Here is a 16,039-nt window from a genome sequence, read left to right on the forward strand (position 1 = left end):
TTGCCCGATTCAAGGTGATGTCATGACTACCCGCACCGAGGCTGTCAAAGCCTACCTGCTCGACCTGCAAGACCGTATTTGCAGCGCCCTGGAAACCTTTGAGACGGACACTCGCTTTATCGAAGACGCCTGGACCCGGCCGGCCGGCGGCGGTGGTCGCACCCGTGTGATCGAAAACGGTTCGGTGATCGAGAAAGGCGGCGTTAACTTTTCCCACGTGTTTGGCAGCGGCCTCCCACCTTCCGCCAGTGCCCATCGCCCGGAATTGGCCGGTCGCGGTTTTGAAGCCCTCGGCGTGTCGCTGGTGATCCACCCGCACAACCCGCATGTGCCGACTTCCCACGCCAACGTACGGTTTTTCATCGCTGAAAAAGAAGGCGAAGAGCCGGTGTGGTGGTTCGGTGGCGGTTTCGACCTGACGCCCTACTACGGCAACGAAGAAGACTGCATCCACTGGCACCGCGTCGCCGAACGGGCCTGTGCGCCGTTTGGCCCGGACGTGTACTCGCGCTACAAGGCCTGGTGCGACACCTACTTCCACATCAAGCACCGCAACGAACCCCGCGGAATCGGCGGTTTGTTCTTCGATGATTTGAACGAGTGGGACTTCGACACCAGCTTCGCCTTCATGCGCGCCATTGGCGACGCCTACATCGACGCCTACCTGCCGATCGTCCAGCGCCGCAAGGCCATGGCCTATACCGAGCAGCAGCGCGAGTTCCAGGAATTCCGCCGTGGCCGCTACGTCGAGTTTAACCTGGTCTACGACCGTGGCACCTTGTTTGGCCTGCAATCCGGCGGGCGCACCGAGTCGATCCTGATGTCGCTGCCACCGCAAGTGCGTTGGAGCTACGACTGGAAGGCCGCGCCTGAAAGCGAAGAAGCACGTCTTACCGATTACTTCCTGCAAGACCGCGACTGGCTGGGCGTGCTGCCCAAGGCGGCGGTCTGATGGATCGTTATGTCGTCTTCGGCAACCCCATTGGCCACAGCAAGTCGCCGCTGATTCACCGCCTGTTCGCCGAACAAACCGGTGAGCAACTGGACTACAGCACCTTGCTCGCGCCGCTGGAGGATTTCACTGGCTGTGCCCGCGAGTTTTTCCAGCAAGGCCGTGGTGCCAACGTCACCGTGCCGTTCAAGGAAGAGGCCTATCGCCTGGCCAACACCCTCACCGAGCGCGCGCAACGTGCCGGCGCGGTGAATACCCTGAGCAAACTCGCCGATGGCAGCCTGTTGGGAGACAACACCGACGGCGCCGGCCTGGTGCGGGATTTGACGGTGAATGCCGGGTTCAGCCTGCAAGGTAAACGCATCCTGCTGCTGGGTGCTGGCGGTGCCGTGCGCGGTGCGCTGGAACCATTACTGGCAGAGCAACCGGCGTCGCTGATCATCGCCAACCGCACCGTAGAAAAAGCCGAACTGCTCGCCGAACTGTTCGACGACCTCGGCCCGGTGTCCGCCAGCGGTTTCGACTGGCTGCGTGAGCCGGTGGACCTGATCATCAACGCCACGTCCGCTAGCCTGTCAGGCGATGTACCGCCGATTGCCGGCAGCCTCGTTGAGCCGGGCAAGACCTTTTGCTACGACATGATGTACGCCAAGGAGCCTACGGCGTTTTGCCGTTGGGCCAATGATCAGGGCGCCGCGGTAGCGATGGATGGCCTGGGGATGCTGGTGGAACAGGCCGCAGAAGCGTTCTTCCTGTGGCGCGGTGTACGCCCGGATTCGGCCCCGGTTTTAGCTGAACTGCGTCGGCAACTGGCCTGATGCAAATCTAAATGTGGGAGCGGGCTTGCTCGCGAATGCGGTGTGACAGTCGCCGTATGTATCGACTGATCCACCGCATTCGCGAGCAAGTCGAATCGTCGCACCGCCGCTCCCACAGTTTTAACCGCGTTCACTCTTCGAAATGGATGGGGCATTTATCGGCCCCTTCCAGTTTCTTCAACTCTTCCACCACCTGCGGCCGGGCCTTGCGCAACGCCAGGCTGCGCCCCAATCCATTCAATCGGCGCGCCTCCTGGTGCAGCATCTCCACCCCTGAATAGTCGATAAAGTTGATCTGCTGCGCCTCGATCACCACCCGCTGGCCGTGCAGGCTTTGCAGCCGCACCTGCAGGTAATGGCTGGCACCGAAAAAGATCGAGCCGCCGACCCGCAGCACATCGTCCTCACCGTCACGCCATTGTTGGACTCGCGGCTGCGAGGTGCGCTTGAGATAGAAAAACAGCGACGCCAGCACACCCGCATAAATCGCCGTCTGCAATTCCAGCAGCAGCGTGGCGATGCAGGTCAGGCTCATCACCACGAACTCTGCGCGGCTGACCCGGAACAGCGCCCGAATACCGCGATGGTCCACCAACCCCCAGCAAATCAGCAGGATGCTCGCGGCCATGCTCGGGATCGGGATATGGGCGATCAGTGCCGCGCCGAACAGCGCAAACAGCGCCACCCACAGCGCAGAAAACACCCCTGCCAGCGGCGAACAGGCGCCTGCTTCATAGCTCAGGCCCGAACGGGTGAAGGAACCTGCCGACAAGTACCCGGAGAAAAATCCGCCGACGATGTTGGATAAACCCTGCGCACGCACTTCCTGATTCGCATCGAGCAATTGCTGGGAGCGGGCCGACAGCGAGCGCGCAATCGACAGGCTGGTCACCAGCCCGAGCATGCCCACCGCCACGGCACTCGGCAGGAGGCGCAGAACCATGTCCAAGTCCATCGGCAGCGGGCTGAAGGGCGGCAGTTTGCCGACAAATGAACTGACCAACGCCACCTGCCCGAACATCGCCGGCCATAGCCATGGGATGAGGCTGCCCAAGGCCAACGCGATCAACAGTGTGGGCCAGCGCGGCACCCACAGTTTCAGCAGCACCCCCACCAGCAAGGTGCCGAGCCCGAGCATCAGTGAAGGATGATTCCATTCCCCTGCATGGTTGATCAGCGCCAGCAGGCTGTTGATCGCCGTGGCCTGGCTGGGCAGGTCAAGCCCCAGTAGATTGGGCAGTTGCCCCAGGGCGATCACCACCGCCGCACCGAGGGTGAAGCCGAGTACCACTGAGTGCGAGACGAAATTCACCAGGGCACCGAAGCGCAGCATGCCCAGCAGCCATTGGAAGACGCCGGCCAGGAAGGTCAGCAACAGGATGAGCGTGATGTAGTCCTGGGAACCGGGCACGGCCAGCGGGCTGACGCTGGCGTACAGCACGATGGAAATCGCGGCCGTAGGACCGCAGATCAGGTGCCAGGAAGAGCCCCACAAGCAGGCGATCAATACCGGAAGGATTGCGGCGTACAGGCCGTATTCCGGTGGGAGACCGGCGATCAGTGCGTAGGCAATGGATTGCGGTAATGCCAGGACTGCACCGCTCAGGCCGACGATCGCATCTCGCCCAACGCTGGCGCGGGTTTGGCGCGGTAGCCAGCTGAGGAAGGGGAAGAGTGTATGGCGGTTGGGCCAGGGCATTGGAAACTCGGTTGAAAAGGTTTGAATCAGAGTATCAGGCTCATGATGATCGTTCCCACGCTCTGCGTGGGAATGCCGTCTTGGACGCTCTGCGTCCGCTCCTGAGTCGTGACGCGGAGCGTCACCGGATGCGTTCCCACGCAGAGCGTGGGAACGATCAGTGCATCAGAGTTTGGCTTTTACGGCAGCCAGCGCATCCTGGCCATCGACGGTTTTAACCCCGTCCAGCCACTTGTCCAGCACCGCCGGATTTGCCTTGATCCAGGCCTTCGCCGCATCAGCGTTGCTCACCTTCTTGTTCACCACCTCTGCCATGATGGCGTTCTCCATCTCCTGGGTGAAACTCAGGTTGGTCAGCAATTTCCCGACATTCGGGCAGGCCTGCGCATAACCCTTGCGGGTCAACGTATACACGCTGCCGGTGTCACCAAAGTACTTCTCCCCACCCTTGAGGTAATGCATCTTCAGTTGCACGTTCATCGGGTGCGGCGTCCAGCCGAGGAAGGTCACGAACTTCTGCTTCTTCACCGCCCGGGACACTTCGGCGAGCATCGCCTGTTCACTGGACTCGATCAGCTTCCACTGGCCCAGGTCGAAGTCGTTTTTCTTGATGATTTCCTGCAACGAGATGTTCGCCGGCGCACCCGAACCGATGCCATAGATCTTCTTGTCGAACTTGTCGGCAAACTTGTTCAGGTCGGCAAAATCATGCACCCCGGCGTCCCACACGTAGTCCGGCACGGCGAGGGTGAACTCGGTGCCGTCGAGGTTCTTCGCCAGTTGCACCACATCGCCATTGGCCACGAACTTGTCGTAGAAGCCCTGCTGCGCCGGCATCCAGTTACCCAGGAACACATCCACCTGGCCGTCCTTGAGCCCGCCAAAGGTGATCGGCACCGCAAGGGTGTCAACCTTGGCCTTGTAGCCCATGCCGTTCAACAGGAAACCGGTAATGGCATTGGTGGCGGCGATATCGCTCCAGCCCGGATCGGCCATCTTCACGGTGTCGCAACTTGAGTCCGCGTAGGCACCGGCACTGCTCAATGCCAGCAGCGCAACGCTCAACACGGTGGATAACTTTTGCATGGCCTTCCCCTCAGTTTTATTGGTTTTGGCAGGGTTGTGGAAAACGTGCCTTGCGCTCCAGATCGTCGAGGTCGATATGGTTGCGCATGTATTGCTGACTGGCGTCTACCAGTGGCTGGTGGTCCCAGCTCTTCAGCTTGCCCTGGGTCAGCGCCTCGAATACCAGGCGGCGACGGCGTTGGCTGGCGAGCACCTGCTGGTGGATCGCCGGGATGTCCCATTTGGCCCGCGCCTCACTCAAAAACGCCTCGAACAGTGGCCGGTGTTCCGGTGACTGGCTGAGTTCTTCCCGCTCGTGCGGGTCGTTGTGCACATCGAACAATAGGCAAGGATCGTCCTCGCTGTAGATGAACTTGTAAGCGCCACGGCGAATCATCATCAGCGGGCTGATGGTGCCCTCGGCCATGTACTCGCCGAACACTTCGTCGTGCCCGCCCTGCCCTTGCAAGTGCGAGACCAGCGAGCGGCCGTCCAGTGGCAGGTTGGCGTCGAGTTGGCCGCCGGCCAGTTCCACCAGGGTCGGCAGCAGGTCGGCGGTGGACACGGCAGCCGTCACGCGGCCCGCCGCAAACTGCCCCGGCGCGCTGATCAGCAGCGGCACCCGGGCGGCCATTTCAAACCAGTGCATTTTGTACCAGAGCCCGCGCTCGCCGAGCATGTCGCCGTGGTCGCCGGAGAAGATGATGATGGTGTCGTCGGCCAGGCCGGTGTCTTCCAGGGTTTGCAGCAGCTTGCCGACGTTGCTGTCGATGTAGCTGCACGCACCGAAGTAGGCCCTGCGCGCATCGCGGATCTTGTTCACCGGCAGCGGCTTGTCCCACAGGTCATAGACCTTGAGCAGGCGTTGGGAGTGAGGGTCGAGATCTGCTTGTGGCGGCGTTGTAGGCAACGGGATGTCGTTGTCGTCGTACAGGTCCCAGAATGGTTTGGGAATGGTGTACGGGTCGTGTGGGTGCGTCATCGACACGGTCAGGCAGAACGGCTGGTCGCCATCCTCGCGGATATGGTCGAACAGGTACTGCTGGGCCTTGAACACCACCTCTTCGTCGAAATCCAGCTGGTTGGTGCGCACGCACGGCCCGGCTTGCAGCACCGACGCCATGTTGTGGTACCAGGTGGGACGCACATCCGGCTCATCCCAGTTCACCGCCCAGCCATAGTCGGCGGGGTAGATGTCACTGGTCAGGCGTTCTTCATAACCGTGGAGCTGGTCGGGGCCGCAAAAATGCATCTTGCCCGACAGCGCTGTGCGGTAGCCTAGGCGACGCAGGTAGTGGGCATAGGTCGGCACGTCGGCGGGGAAATCGGCTGCGTTGTCGTAGGCGCCGATCTTGCTCGGCAGTTGGCCACTCACCAGGGTAAAACGCGATGGCGCACACAGCGGGCTGTTGCAGTAAGCGGCGTCAAACACCACGCCTTCAGCGGCGAGGCGGCTCAAGTTCGGCAGTTTGATAGGCGAAGGACCGTAGAACGGAAGCATCGGCGCGGCCATTTGATCGGCCATGATAAAAAGAATGTTCTTGCGCTTCATGGTTTCGCGGCATTCCATAGTCAACGTTTATGCGAATGAGCATGCAGGCCATGGAAATCGTGGTAAAGCCCATGAGAAGCAATGTCTAGGATAAGCACAGCTTATGTATGAATCCCTCGGTAACCTGTCACTCGACCTGCTGCGCGCGTTTGAAGCGGCGGCTCGCCAACGCAGCTTTACGGCGGCGGCGATGGAACTGGGCACCACCCAGCCGGCCATCAGCCAGCAGATCAAGCGTTTGGAAGAACAGCTGAAGGTGCGCCTGTTTGATCGCATTTACCGTGGCATTGAACTGACCGACGCGGGCGGCCTGTTGTTCGAGCAGGTGCAGGCCGGTTTGCAGAGCATCAACCAGGGCCTGAGTGCGATTGCCGAGCAGGACCAGCACGAAGTACTCCAGGTGGCGACCGACTTTGCGTTTGCCGCTTATTGGCTGATGCCGCGCCTGCATCGTTTCCACGAGGCGAACCCGCAGGTGGACGTGAGCCTGGTCACCAGCGAGCGCAATCACGCCTCGTTGCGCAGCGATATCGATGTGGCGGTGTTATTCGGCGACGGCCGTTTCAAACAGGGCGACAGCCTGTGGCTGTTCAACGAGGAAGTGTTCCCGGTGTGCAGCCCGCAGTTGCTCCAGGACCGCACCGCGCCGCTGCCGGTGCAGAGCCTGCTGGAGTTTCCCTTGCTGCACCTGCGCCAGCAAAACAACAACCAGTGGTTCGACTGGAGCGGCGTGTTTCGCGAGCTGGGCATCAACACGGCGCCCACCCCGGGCCAACTGCGTTTCGACAATTACACGCTGTTGATCCAGGCCGCGATCGCCGGCCAGGGCGTGGCCATCGGCTGGCGCCACCTTGTGGATAACTTGCTCGAGCAAAAGTGGCTGTGCCGGCCGATTGGCGACACGGTGATCTCACGCTTCGGCTATTACGTGGTGCTGCCCCAGCGCAAACGTCGCAGCCAGTTGATCGAACGTTTCGTCGACTGGCTAATGGCCGAACAAGCCAGCAGCGCACAATCACTGACCGGTCTGGCCCTGCCGTCCATTGCGGTCTAGGATTTGCCGATCATTGAGCCCGGAGCCTGTCATGCAACGTATCAAGGGCTACCACGCCCACATTTACTTCGACGCCAACACCATCGACCAGGCGCGCAGACTCTGCGAGGACGCCGCGCAAATGTTCCCGCTGCGGATGGGCCGCGTGCATGAACGCCCCGTGGGCCCACACCCCGACTGGAGCTGCCAGCTGGCGTTCGACCCGGAATATATAGGCGTCGTACTGCCGTGGCTGGCCCTCAACCGCAACGGCCTGGTGGTGTTTCTGCACCCCACCACCGGCGATGACCTCAAGGACCACACCGAACACGCTATCTGGATGGGGGCGATGCGCACGTTGGACCTGTCGATATTCTAAATTTGCATATTCCCTATATATGGGACTGATATTTATATATTGAGACTTTGCCGTTCTTGGGTTTATATTCGCCTCATCCGCTCAGAACACTCAGGTGAAGCGATGCAGGCGCAATTGATCGCGCTCGATTGGGGAACCAGTTCCCTTCGTGCTTACAAGCTCGGCCCGGCAGGCGTCGTAATCGAACGACGCGCCCTGGCGTCGGGGATCATGCACTTGCCCACCGAACCCCGGGACATTGCCGGTGTTCGCTGCAGCAATGGCTTCGAGCTGGCATTCGATGCGGCCTGCGGTGACTGGCTCGATGCCCAGCCCGGCCTTCCGGTCATCGCCTGCGGCATGGTCGGCAGCGCCCAGGGCTGGAGCGAAGCGGCTTACCGCGATACCCCGGCGGATGTATCCACCCTTGGCCAGGCGCTGCATGTTGTGCGCAGCCTGCGGGGCACAGCGGTGCACATCGTGCCCGGCGTGATTCAACGCGGCGCGTTGCCCAATGTGATGCGCGGCGAAGAAACCCAGGTCCTCGGCGTGCTGCAAAGCGTGTCCGTCACTACGGGGAGCGACGTACTGATCGGCCTGCCGGGCAGCCATTCCAAGTGGGTGGAGGTGGTGGAAGGCTGCATCACCCACTTCGACACCTTCATGACCGGCGAGCTGTTCGCCGTGCTCAGCCAACACAGTATTTTGGGGCGCACCCAGCGCCCTTCCGAAGCGTTCCAGGCGGCGGCTTTTGATCGCGGCGTGCAGGTGGCGCTGTCGGTAGACGGCCAAGCCGGGCTGCTGTCGAACTTGTTCAGCGCCCGCACCTTGGGATTGACCGGTGAGCTGGCGCCCGACGAGCAGCCCGACTATTTGTCCGGCCTGATGATCGGCCACGAACTCAAGGGCCTGCGCACCCGCCAGCCTGCCCAGCAGCGCGACATCGTTCTGGTGGGCGCTCCCCAACTCTGCACCCGCTACCAGCGTGCACTCCAACTCTGTGGCTTCCCCCGCGTGACCCTGGCACAGGAGGCTACCGAGCGTGGCCTTTGGCAGCTGGCCATGGCGGCGGGGCTGCTGCCTGCAACCTGACGAGAGGCTCGACATGCTCAAGCAAGCACTGACACACAACGGTTTGATCGCGATCCTGCGCGGCCTGCGACCGGAGGAGGCGTTGGCGATCGGCGAGGTGTTGTACCAGGCGGGCTTCAGGGTGATCGAAGTGCCGCTCAACTCACCGGACCCTTATTCCAGCATCCGCATCCTGCGGGACAGCCTGCCCGCCGATTGCCTGATCGGCGCCGGCACCGTGCTGACCCCGGAACAGGTTGATCAAGTCAAAGCCGCCGGCGGCCAGGTCATCGTCATGCCCCACAGCGATGCCAAGGTACTGCGTGCCGCCAAGGCTGCGGGCCTGTATCTGTCGCCGGGTGTCGCCACGCCCACCGAAGCCTTTGCCGCGCTGGCCGAAGGCGCCGACGTGCTGAAGCTTTTCCCCGCCGAGCAAATGGGCCCGGCGGTGGTCAAGGCCTGGCTTGCGGTACTGCCGGCGGGCACGGTGTTACTGCCAGTGGGCGGCATCACTCCGGACAACATGCAGGTATTTTTCGACGCGGGCGTCAAAGGCTTCGGCCTGGGCTCCGGGTTATTCAAGCCGGGCATGAGCGTCGCCCAAGTGGCGAGCAACGCCCAGGCCTACGTCGCGGCCTGGCACGCCTTGGGCTGATCAGCGTTCTCCATCTACAAGAGAGATAAGAAGATGAAAATCACCAAACTGACCACCTTCATCGTCCCGCCGCGCTGGTGCTTCCTCAAGGTTGAAACCGACCAGGGTGTGACCGGTTGGGGCGAACCTGTGGTCGAGGGCCGCGCCCACACCGTGGCTGCCGCCGTCGAAGAATTGTCCGACTACTTGATCGGCAAAGACCCACGCAATATCGAAGACATCTGGACGGTGCTCTACCGCGGCGGTTTCTACCGTGGCGGCGCGATCCATATGAGCGCCCTCGCCGGTATCGACCAGGCGCTGTGGGACATCAAGGGCAAGGCGCTCGGCGTATCGGTCAGCGACTTGCTGGGTGGCCAGGTGCGCGACAAGATCCGCGTGTATTCGTGGATTGGTGGCGACCGCCCGGCCGACACTGCCCGCGCCGCCAAGGAAGCCGTGGCCCGTGGTTTTACCGCGGTAAAAATGAACGGCACCGAAGAGCTGCAATTTCTCGACAGCTTCGAAAAAGTCGACCAGGCCCTGGCCAATGTCGCCGCCGTGCGGGATGCGGTCGGCCCGAACGTCGGCATCGGCGTCGACTTCCATGGCCGGGTGCACAAGCCCATGGCCAAGGTGCTGATGAAGGAGCTCGATCCCTACAAACTGATGTTCATCGAAGAGCCGGTGCTCAGCGAAAACTACGAAGCGCTGAAAGAGCTGGCGCCGCTCACCAGCACCCCGATTGCCCTTGGCGAGCGCCTGTTCTCGCGCTGGGACTTCAAGCGCGTGCTCAGCGAAGGCTACGTCGACATCATCCAGCCGGATGCTTCCCACGCCGGCGGTATCACCGAAACCCGCAAGATCGCCAACATGGCCGAAGCCTACGACGTGGCCCTTGCCCTGCACTGCCCGCTCGGCCCGATTGCCCTGGCGGCGTGCCTGCAACTGGATGCGGTTTGCTACAACGCGTTCATCCAGGAACAGAGCCTGGGCATTCACTACAACGAGAGCAACGACCTGCTGGATTACGTACGTGATCCGGGGGTTTTCGACTACGACCAGGGCTTCGTGAAAATCCCCAACGGGCCAGGCCTGGGCATCGAGATCAACGAGGAATACGTGATCGAGCGCGCGGCCATCGGGCATCGCTGGCGCAACCCGATCTGGCGTCATGCCGATGGCAGTTTTGCGGAGTGGTAAACACCGCGAATTTGAGGTGAAAACCCGATCAATGTGGGAGCGGGCTTGCTCGCGAAGGCGGAGGGTCAGTCAACACATCCGCTGCTGGTAGACCGCTTTCGCGAGCAAGCCCGCTCCCACATTTGATTCGGTTTCTTCAGTAAGACCTGTCCTCAATAACCATAAGAAGAGGCAACCCCCATGCAATCCGAGTCCTTCACCGGGCAGGCTTCTCTCGTCACGCCTAGCCGAAAGCGCTACTTCATCATGGTGCTGCTGTTCATCACGGTAGTGATCAATTACCTGGACCGCAGCAACCTGTCGATTGCCGCCCCGGCCCTGACCAGCGAGTTGGGGATCGACCCGGTGCATGTCGGGCTGATTTTCTCCGCGTTCGGCTGGACCTACGCTGCCATGCAAATCCCCGGCGGCTGGCTGGTGGACCGGGTGCCGCCGCGCATTCTCTACAGTATCGCCCTGCTGCTGTGGTCGATCGCCACCGTGATGCTCGGCTTTGCCGCCAGCTTCATCGCGCTGTTCGTATTGCGCATGGCGGTCGGTGCCCTGGAAGCTCCGGCCTACCCGATCAACAGCCGTGTGGTCACCACTTGGTTTCCCGAGCGTGAGCGGGCCACGGCGATTGGCTTCTACACCTCCGGGCAGTTTGTCGGGTTGGCGTTTCTCACACCGGTACTGGCTTGGCTGCAACACGCCTTTGGCTGGCACATGGTGTTTGTCGCCACCGGCGGCGTGGGCATTCTGTGGGCGTTGATCTGGTACGCGGTGTACCGCGAGCCACGGGATTTCAAGGGCGCGAATGCGGCTGAAATCGAGCTGATCCGCGAAGGCGGCGGGTTGGTGGATATCCAGGCACAAGCGGCCAAGGCGCCATTCAGTTGGGTCGACCTTGGCATCGTGCTGAGCAAGCGCAAGTTGTGGGGTATCTACCTGGGGCAGTTCTGCCTGAACTCCACGCTGTGGTTTTTCCTGACGTGGTTCCCGACCTACCTGGTGAAATATCGCGGCATGGACTTCATCAAGTCCGGCCTGCTGGCGTCACTGCCCTTTCTCGCCGCGTTTGTCGGGGTGCTGTGCTCGGGGTTGTTTTCCGACTGGCTGATTCGCCGGGGAACCTCGGTAGGGTTCGCGCGCAAGTTGCCGATCATCGGCGGGCTGTTGATTTCCACAGCGATCATCGGCGCCAACTTTGTTGACTCCACGGCATGGGTGATTGCGTTTCTGGCGGTGGCGTTTTTCGGCAATGGCCTGGCGTCGATCACCTGGTCATTGGTGTCGACCCTGGCGCCGTCAAGGCTGTTGGGGCTGACGGGCGGGGTGTTCAATTTCATCGGCAATCTGTCGGCGATTACCACGCCGATTGTGATTGGCTTTCTGGCCACCGGGGATTCGTTTGCACCGGCGATTACGTATATCGCGGTGCTGGCGTTGCTGGGGGCGTTGTCCTACATCTTGTTGGTCGGCAAGGTCGAGCGCATAGAGATTTAGGCGACTGGTTAATACCTGTGGCGAGGGAGCTTGCTCCCGCTGGAGTGCGCAGCGCTCCCAAGATTTTGGGGCCGCTGCGCAGCCCAACGGGAGCAAGCTCCCTCGCCACAGTGGGTCAGACTCGCGCTACTAGTACAGCGCGCCATCCAGAATCTGATAGACGATGCTGGTGCCAATCGCGATCAGCACGATGTCCCCACCCGAGCGGCGCCATTCATAACCAGGGTACTGCGGCAGATGGCCCAGCGCCCGTGGGTCCAGGCGCTCGCCGTAGTAGTTCGGCGGCAGGCGCTGGCCGCGCACCAGGTGGATACCGGGAGGCGGCGGTGCGCCACGGCGGAAGTCGCCATGGTTATCGCGGATGACCTGTCTCACAGGGCCGAAATCCTGAGGAGGCCCGCCACGGTGATTGTCCTGGGGCCCGCGACGGTCATCGCCACGGTGATCGTTCTGCTGGCCCGGCGGGCCGCCACGGTCAGGTCCGCCGCCTTGGTCATACGGTGCGGCTTGCACCAGCGCGCTGGCGCCGAGCAACAGCACACCCAGACTGGCTATCACACGTTTAGGTATCTTCATCAGGGTTTCCTCAACTGCACAAACAACAAAAAGGGATTTCGAACCACGTTCGAAATCCCTTGGTCTTGTTAGCTTAGGTGCTGATTTCCCGGCTTGATTCCTCTGTATCAGGAACTTTACCTACCGCTTACGAGCCGCTTACTTACGGGCGTTGCGCACACCTTCCGACAGCGCTGAACACAGGGTCAATACACCGTCGATGGCCTGTTGATCGTTGCTGGCATTGGCGATGTGATCGATCAGTGCCGAACCCACCACCACGCCGTCTGCCAAACGGGCGATTGCAGCGGCCTGCTCCGGGGTGCGGATACCAAAACCGATGCTGATCGGCAGGTCGGTATGCCGACGCAGACGGGTCACGGCTTCTTCAACGTGTTCCAGGGTTGCGGCACCGGCACCGGTCACACCGGCCACCGAAACGTAGTACACAAACCCGGAGCTGCCGTTGAGTACGGTCGGCAGACGCACGTCATCGGTGGTCGGCGTGGTCAGGCGGATAAAGTCGATACCGGCAGCCTGGGCCGGGTCGCACAGCTCGCCGTTATGCTCGGGCGGCATGTCGACCACGATCAGGCCGTCGACGCCGGCTTCTTTCGCATCGCTGATAAAGCGTGGCACGCCGTACATGTGGATCGGGTTGAAGTAGCCCATCAGCACCAGCGGCGTGTCGCTGTTGCCCTCGCGGAACTCGCGAACCATTTGCAGGGTTTTCGTGAGGTTCTGCTTGGCGGTCAGTGCACGGATGTTGGCCAGTTGAATGGCCGGGCCGTCGGCCATCGGGTCGGTGAACGGCATGCCCAGCTCGATTACATCGGCGCCGGCCGCCGGCAAGCCCTTGAGGATCGCCAGCGAGGTGTCATAGCCCGGGTCGCCAGCGGTGACGAAGGTCACCAGGGCGGCGCGGTTTTGTTCTTTCAGTTGCGCAAAACGTGTTTGCAGGCGGCTCATCAGTGTTTCTCCTGCTTGGACTGTTCCATGTGGTGCATCACGGTTTGCATGTCTTTGTCGCCACGGCCGGACAGGTTGACCACCATCAGGTGATCTTTCGGCAAGGTCGGCGCGCGTTTAAATACTTCGGCCAAGGCGTGGGCGCTTTCCAGTGCAGGAATAATCCCTTCCAGGCGGCAGCATTTGTGAAAGGCGTCGAGGGCTTCGTCGTCGGTCACCGAGGTGTACTGGACGCGGCCGATGTCGTGCAACCAAGCGTGTTCAGGGCCGATGCCCGGGTAGTCGAGGCCAGCGGAGATCGAGTGGGCGTCGATGATCTGGCCATCGTCGTCCTGCAACAGGAAGGTACGGTTGCCGTGGAGCACACCCGGTACGCCGCCGTTGAGGCTGGCCGCGTGTTTGCCGGTCTCGATGCCGTAGCCGGCCGCTTCAACGCCGATGATTTCGACGCTGGTGTCATCCAGGAACGGGTGGAACAGGCCCATGGCGTTGGAACCGCCGCCGATGCATGCCACCAGGCTGTCGGGCAGACGGCCTTCCTGGGCCTGCAGTTGGGTACGGGTTTCCTTGCCGATCACGGCCTGGAAGTCGCGAACCATGGCTGGGTACGGGTGCGGACCGGCCACGGTGCCGATCAGGTAGAAGGTGCTGTCGACGTTGGTGACCCAGTCGCGCAGGGCTTCGTTCATCGCGTCTTTCAGGGTGCCGGTGCCGGCGACTACCGGGATCACTTCAGCGCCCAGCAGCTTCATGCGGAATACGTTGGCCTGCTGGCGCTCGATGTCGGTGGTGCCCATGTAGATCACGCATTGCAGGCCAAAACGCGCGGCGACGGTGGCGGTGGCCACACCGTGCATGCCGGCGCCGGTCTCGGCGATGATGCGTTTTTTGCCCATGCGCCGCGCCAGCAGGATCTGGCCGATGCAGTTGTTGATCTTGTGGGCGCCGGTGTGGTTCAGCTCTTCGCGCTTGAGGTAGATCTTGGCGCCGCCGCAGAATTCGGTCAGGCGTTCGGCGAAGTACAGCGGGCTTGGGCGTCCGACGTAGTCGCGCTGGAAGTAGGCCAGTTCTTCATTGAAGGCCGGATCGATCTTGGCCGCTTCGTATTCGCGGGCCAGATCAAGGATCAACGGCATCAGGGTTTCCGCCACGTAGCGGCCGCCGAACGAACCAAACAGGCCATTGGCGTCTGGGCCGTTGCGTAAATCGGTCTGGGTCTGAGTCATGGGACGCTCCAGGTAGAAAATGTGTAATTGGCAATGACGGTCACTCTACCCCTGACGCTTCCACGTGAAAACCGATAAGATCGCCACAACCTGTCAGGAAAACTCACAGATGAGCCGAGACCTCCCACCCCTGAACGCCCTGCGCGCTTTCGAGGCGGCTGCACGCCTGAACAGCGTCAGCCAGGCCGCTGAGCAACTGCACGTGACCCATGGCGCCGTCAGCCGGCAGCTCAAGGTGTTGGAAGAACACCTCGGTGTCAGCCTGTTCGTCAAGGACGGGCGCGGCCTCAAACTCACAGATGCCGGCATCCGCCTGCGAGATGCGAGTTTTGAGGCGTTCGAGCGTCTGAGGGACACCTGCGCAGAACTCACACAAAGCAGCGCAGACGCACCATTTGTGCTCGGCTGCTCCGGCAGTCTGCTGGCGCGCTGGTTTATTCCGCGTTTGGGGCGCCTGAACGCCGATCTGCCGGATTTGCGCCTGCATCTGTCGGCGGGCGAAGGCGACCTCGACCCGCGTCGCCCCGGGTTGGACGCGCTGCTGGTGTTCGCTGAGCCGCCGTGGCCGGCGGATATGCAGGTGTACGAATTGGCCAGCGAGCGCATCGGCCCGGTCATGAGCCCGCGATTTGCCGATTACGAGCGTTTACGCCAGGCACCTGCCGAAGCCCTGCTGGATCAAGCCTTATTGCACACCACTTCGCGCCCACAAGCCTGGCCCAGCTGGGCGCAGCACCACGGAATCGACGCTGGCGCGTTGAAGTACGGTCAGGGTTTCGAGCATTTGTATTATTTGCTGGAGGCGGCGGTGGCCGGGCTGGGAGTGGCAATTGCGCCTGAGCCGCTGGTGGCAGAGGACCTGCGAGCGGGTCGCCTGGTTGCGCCGTGGGGTTTCAGTGAAACCCCGGCGCAACTGGCGTTGTGGCTACCCAAGCGCGCCGCGGATGGGCGCGCCCGGCAACTGGCGCAGTGGCTCAAGGCTGAGCTTGCGCGCCAGGTTGTTTAGTCGCCGCGTTTGCACAGCAAGTAAGCAGCCAGCAGGCCCAGCGCGCCAACGGCGACGCCAGCGGTAGTCCATGGGTGCTCTTGCGCGTAGTCCCGTGTCGCAACACCGGTTTCGCGGATTTTGACTTTGCCTTCTTCGTAAGCATCGCTGATCAGGTGACGGGAATGCTTGAGAGCATTCTCGGCATTGCTTTTCAGGGCCTTCAAGGTTTTGCGCGACTCGTCAGACGCATCGTCCTTGAGGCTTTCCAGAGATTTGAGCAGGCTCGAAATCTCGGCTTCCATGCTTTCCAATGACGCTTTGCGTAAAGAGGTGTTGGCCATGTGGGCTCTCCTGGAGTGATTGAGTGGCGTGTGTTGTTTCCGACTGCGGCGGTTTCAGAAAGTGCAGTAAATCTGAACTTTCGTATGGGA

General features: G+C 61.7%; 16 protein-coding genes. 9 read left to right on the plus strand and 7 right to left on the minus strand.

From position 1 onward, the window contains the following. The first annotated feature begins 22 nt into the window (after positions 1-22). Positions 23-952, plus strand: coding sequence for an oxygen-dependent coproporphyrinogen oxidase (gene hemF / locus HBJ59_RS20910; protein ID WP_167664619.1), 930 nt, complete (start codon positions 23-25; stop codon positions 950-952). Beyond that, positions 952-1,770 carry a shikimate dehydrogenase gene (gene aroE / locus HBJ59_RS20915; RefSeq protein WP_167664620.1) on the plus strand — a complete coding sequence of 273 codons (819 nt, stop codon included), beginning with the start codon at positions 952-954 and terminating at the stop codon, positions 1,768-1,770. The genes hemF and aroE overlap by 1 nt, the downstream gene beginning before the upstream one ends. Before the next feature lie 130 nt (positions 1,771-1,900). Here the strand turns inward: aroE and HBJ59_RS20920 are convergent, their stop codons facing one another. From HBJ59_RS20920 to betC, 3 genes are all read right to left on the minus strand, one after another. After that, entirely contained in the window at positions 1,901-3,469 is a 1,569-nt protein-coding gene (locus tag HBJ59_RS20920; protein WP_167664621.1) for a SulP family inorganic anion transporter, read from the minus strand. A 165-nt stretch (positions 3,470-3,634) separates the two neighbouring features. After that, positions 3,635-4,555 (minus strand): choline ABC transporter substrate-binding protein, encoded by a 921-nt coding sequence (gene choX / locus HBJ59_RS20925; RefSeq protein ID WP_167664622.1) that lies wholly within the window; start codon positions 4,553-4,555, stop codon positions 3,635-3,637. A gap of 16 nt (positions 4,556-4,571) precedes the next feature. After that, positions 4,572-6,086 (minus strand): choline-sulfatase, encoded by a 1,515-nt coding sequence (gene betC, locus HBJ59_RS20930; protein WP_076013361.1) that lies wholly within the window; start codon positions 6,084-6,086, stop codon positions 4,572-4,574. 103 nt (positions 6,087-6,189) lie between these two features. On the opposite strand from betC, the gene HBJ59_RS20935 reads away from it, so the two are divergent. The 6 genes from HBJ59_RS20935 to HBJ59_RS20960 all read left to right on the plus strand — a co-directional run bounded on the left by HBJ59_RS20935 (position 6,190) and on the right by HBJ59_RS20960 (position 11,870). Continuing rightward, positions 6,190-7,140 carry a LysR family transcriptional regulator gene (locus HBJ59_RS20935; protein ID WP_167664623.1) on the plus strand — a complete coding sequence of 317 codons (951 nt, stop codon included), beginning with the start codon at positions 6,190-6,192 and terminating at the stop codon, positions 7,138-7,140. A gap of 31 nt (positions 7,141-7,171) precedes the next feature. Then, on the plus strand, positions 7,172-7,498 hold the full coding sequence (locus HBJ59_RS20940) for a DOPA 4,5-dioxygenase family protein (protein ID WP_167664624.1): 327 nt from the start codon (positions 7,172-7,174) through the stop codon (positions 7,496-7,498). 102 nt (positions 7,499-7,600) lie between these two features. Beyond that, positions 7,601-8,569: a 2-dehydro-3-deoxygalactonokinase gene (locus HBJ59_RS20945; RefSeq protein WP_167664625.1), complete on the plus strand. Its 969-nt coding sequence runs from the start codon at positions 7,601-7,603 to the stop codon at positions 8,567-8,569. A gap of 13 nt (positions 8,570-8,582) precedes the next feature. Continuing rightward, positions 8,583-9,203 carry a 2-dehydro-3-deoxy-6-phosphogalactonate aldolase gene (locus tag HBJ59_RS20950; RefSeq protein ID WP_134325491.1) on the plus strand — a complete coding sequence of 207 codons (621 nt, stop codon included), beginning with the start codon at positions 8,583-8,585 and terminating at the stop codon, positions 9,201-9,203. A 33-nt stretch (positions 9,204-9,236) separates the two neighbouring features. Further along, positions 9,237-10,385, plus strand: coding sequence for a galactonate dehydratase (gene dgoD, locus HBJ59_RS20955; RefSeq protein WP_003213645.1), 1,149 nt, complete (start codon positions 9,237-9,239; stop codon positions 10,383-10,385). A 180-nt stretch (positions 10,386-10,565) separates the two neighbouring features. Next, positions 10,566-11,870 carry an MFS transporter gene (locus tag HBJ59_RS20960; protein WP_167664626.1) on the plus strand — a complete coding sequence of 435 codons (1,305 nt, stop codon included), beginning with the start codon at positions 10,566-10,568 and terminating at the stop codon, positions 11,868-11,870. Positions 11,871-11,999: 129 nt separating this feature from the next. Here HBJ59_RS20960 and HBJ59_RS20965 read toward each other — a convergent pair whose 3' ends face one another. The 3 genes from HBJ59_RS20965 to trpB form a co-directional block, all read right to left on the minus strand. Next, on the minus strand, positions 12,000-12,446 hold the full coding sequence (locus tag HBJ59_RS20965) for an anti-virulence regulator CigR family protein (protein ID WP_167664627.1): 447 nt from the start codon (positions 12,444-12,446) through the stop codon (positions 12,000-12,002). A gap of 138 nt (positions 12,447-12,584) precedes the next feature. After that, positions 12,585-13,394, minus strand: coding sequence for a tryptophan synthase subunit alpha (trpA, locus tag HBJ59_RS20970; protein ID WP_008439583.1), 810 nt, complete (start codon positions 13,392-13,394; stop codon positions 12,585-12,587). Beyond that, a complete protein-coding gene (trpB, locus tag HBJ59_RS20975) occupies positions 13,394-14,620 on the minus strand; it encodes a tryptophan synthase subunit beta (protein WP_003214899.1) in 1,227 nt (408 codons plus the stop codon). The genes trpA and trpB overlap by 1 nt, the downstream gene beginning before the upstream one ends. A gap of 109 nt (positions 14,621-14,729) precedes the next feature. Between trpB and HBJ59_RS20980 the strand changes: the two genes are divergently transcribed. Beyond that, complete coding sequence (locus HBJ59_RS20980) at positions 14,730-15,626, plus strand: LysR family transcriptional regulator (protein WP_076013295.1); 897 nt, start codon at positions 14,730-14,732, stop codon at positions 15,624-15,626. Here the strand turns inward: HBJ59_RS20980 and HBJ59_RS20985 are convergent. Beyond that, a complete protein-coding gene (locus HBJ59_RS20985) occupies positions 15,623-15,949 on the minus strand; it encodes a YqjD family protein (protein WP_167664628.1) in 327 nt (108 codons plus the stop codon). The genes HBJ59_RS20980 and HBJ59_RS20985 overlap by 4 nt on opposite strands. Between the last annotated feature and the right edge of the window lie 90 nt (positions 15,950-16,039).

Source organism: Pseudomonas sp. AN3A02, assembly GCF_011765255.1.
GTDB lineage: Bacteria > Pseudomonadota > Gammaproteobacteria > Pseudomonadales > Pseudomonadaceae > Aquipseudomonas.

Excerpts from the sequence above, each read along its gene's own strand:
- HBJ59_RS20940 (WP_167664624.1), top strand. The coding sequence starts at position 7,172 with ATGCAACGTATCAAGGGCTACCACGCCCACATTTACTTCGACGCCAAC.
- HBJ59_RS20965 (WP_167664627.1), bottom strand. The coding sequence starts at position 12,446 with ATGAAGATACCTAAACGTGTGATAGCCAGTCTGGGTGTGCTGTTGCTC.
- HBJ59_RS20985 (WP_167664628.1), bottom strand. The coding sequence starts at position 15,949 with ATGGCCAACACCTCTTTACGCAAAGCGTCATTGGAAAGCATGGAAGCC.
- HBJ59_RS20960 (WP_167664626.1), top strand. The coding sequence starts at position 10,566 with ATGCAATCCGAGTCCTTCACCGGGCAGGCTTCTCTCGTCACGCCTAGC.
- aroE (WP_167664620.1), top strand. The coding sequence starts at position 952 with ATGGATCGTTATGTCGTCTTCGGCAACCCCATTGGCCACAGCAAGTCG.
- betC (WP_076013361.1), bottom strand. The coding sequence starts at position 6,086 with ATGAAGCGCAAGAACATTCTTTTTATCATGGCCGATCAAATGGCCGCG.
- HBJ59_RS20945 (WP_167664625.1), top strand. The coding sequence starts at position 7,601 with ATGCAGGCGCAATTGATCGCGCTCGATTGGGGAACCAGTTCCCTTCGT.
- HBJ59_RS20950 (WP_134325491.1), top strand. The coding sequence starts at position 8,583 with ATGCTCAAGCAAGCACTGACACACAACGGTTTGATCGCGATCCTGCGC.
- trpA (WP_008439583.1), bottom strand. The coding sequence starts at position 13,394 with ATGAGCCGCCTGCAAACACGTTTTGCGCAACTGAAAGAACAAAACCGC.
- hemF (WP_167664619.1), top strand. The coding sequence starts at position 23 with ATGACTACCCGCACCGAGGCTGTCAAAGCCTACCTGCTCGACCTGCAA.
- HBJ59_RS20920 (WP_167664621.1), bottom strand. The coding sequence starts at position 3,469 with ATGCCCTGGCCCAACCGCCATACACTCTTCCCCTTCCTCAGCTGGCTA.
- HBJ59_RS20935 (WP_167664623.1), top strand. The coding sequence starts at position 6,190 with ATGTATGAATCCCTCGGTAACCTGTCACTCGACCTGCTGCGCGCGTTT.
- choX (WP_167664622.1), bottom strand. The coding sequence starts at position 4,555 with ATGCAAAAGTTATCCACCGTGTTGAGCGTTGCGCTGCTGGCATTGAGC.
- HBJ59_RS20980 (WP_076013295.1), top strand. The coding sequence starts at position 14,730 with ATGAGCCGAGACCTCCCACCCCTGAACGCCCTGCGCGCTTTCGAGGCG.
- trpB (WP_003214899.1), bottom strand. The coding sequence starts at position 14,620 with ATGACTCAGACCCAGACCGATTTACGCAACGGCCCAGACGCCAATGGC.
- dgoD (WP_003213645.1), top strand. The coding sequence starts at position 9,237 with ATGAAAATCACCAAACTGACCACCTTCATCGTCCCGCCGCGCTGGTGC.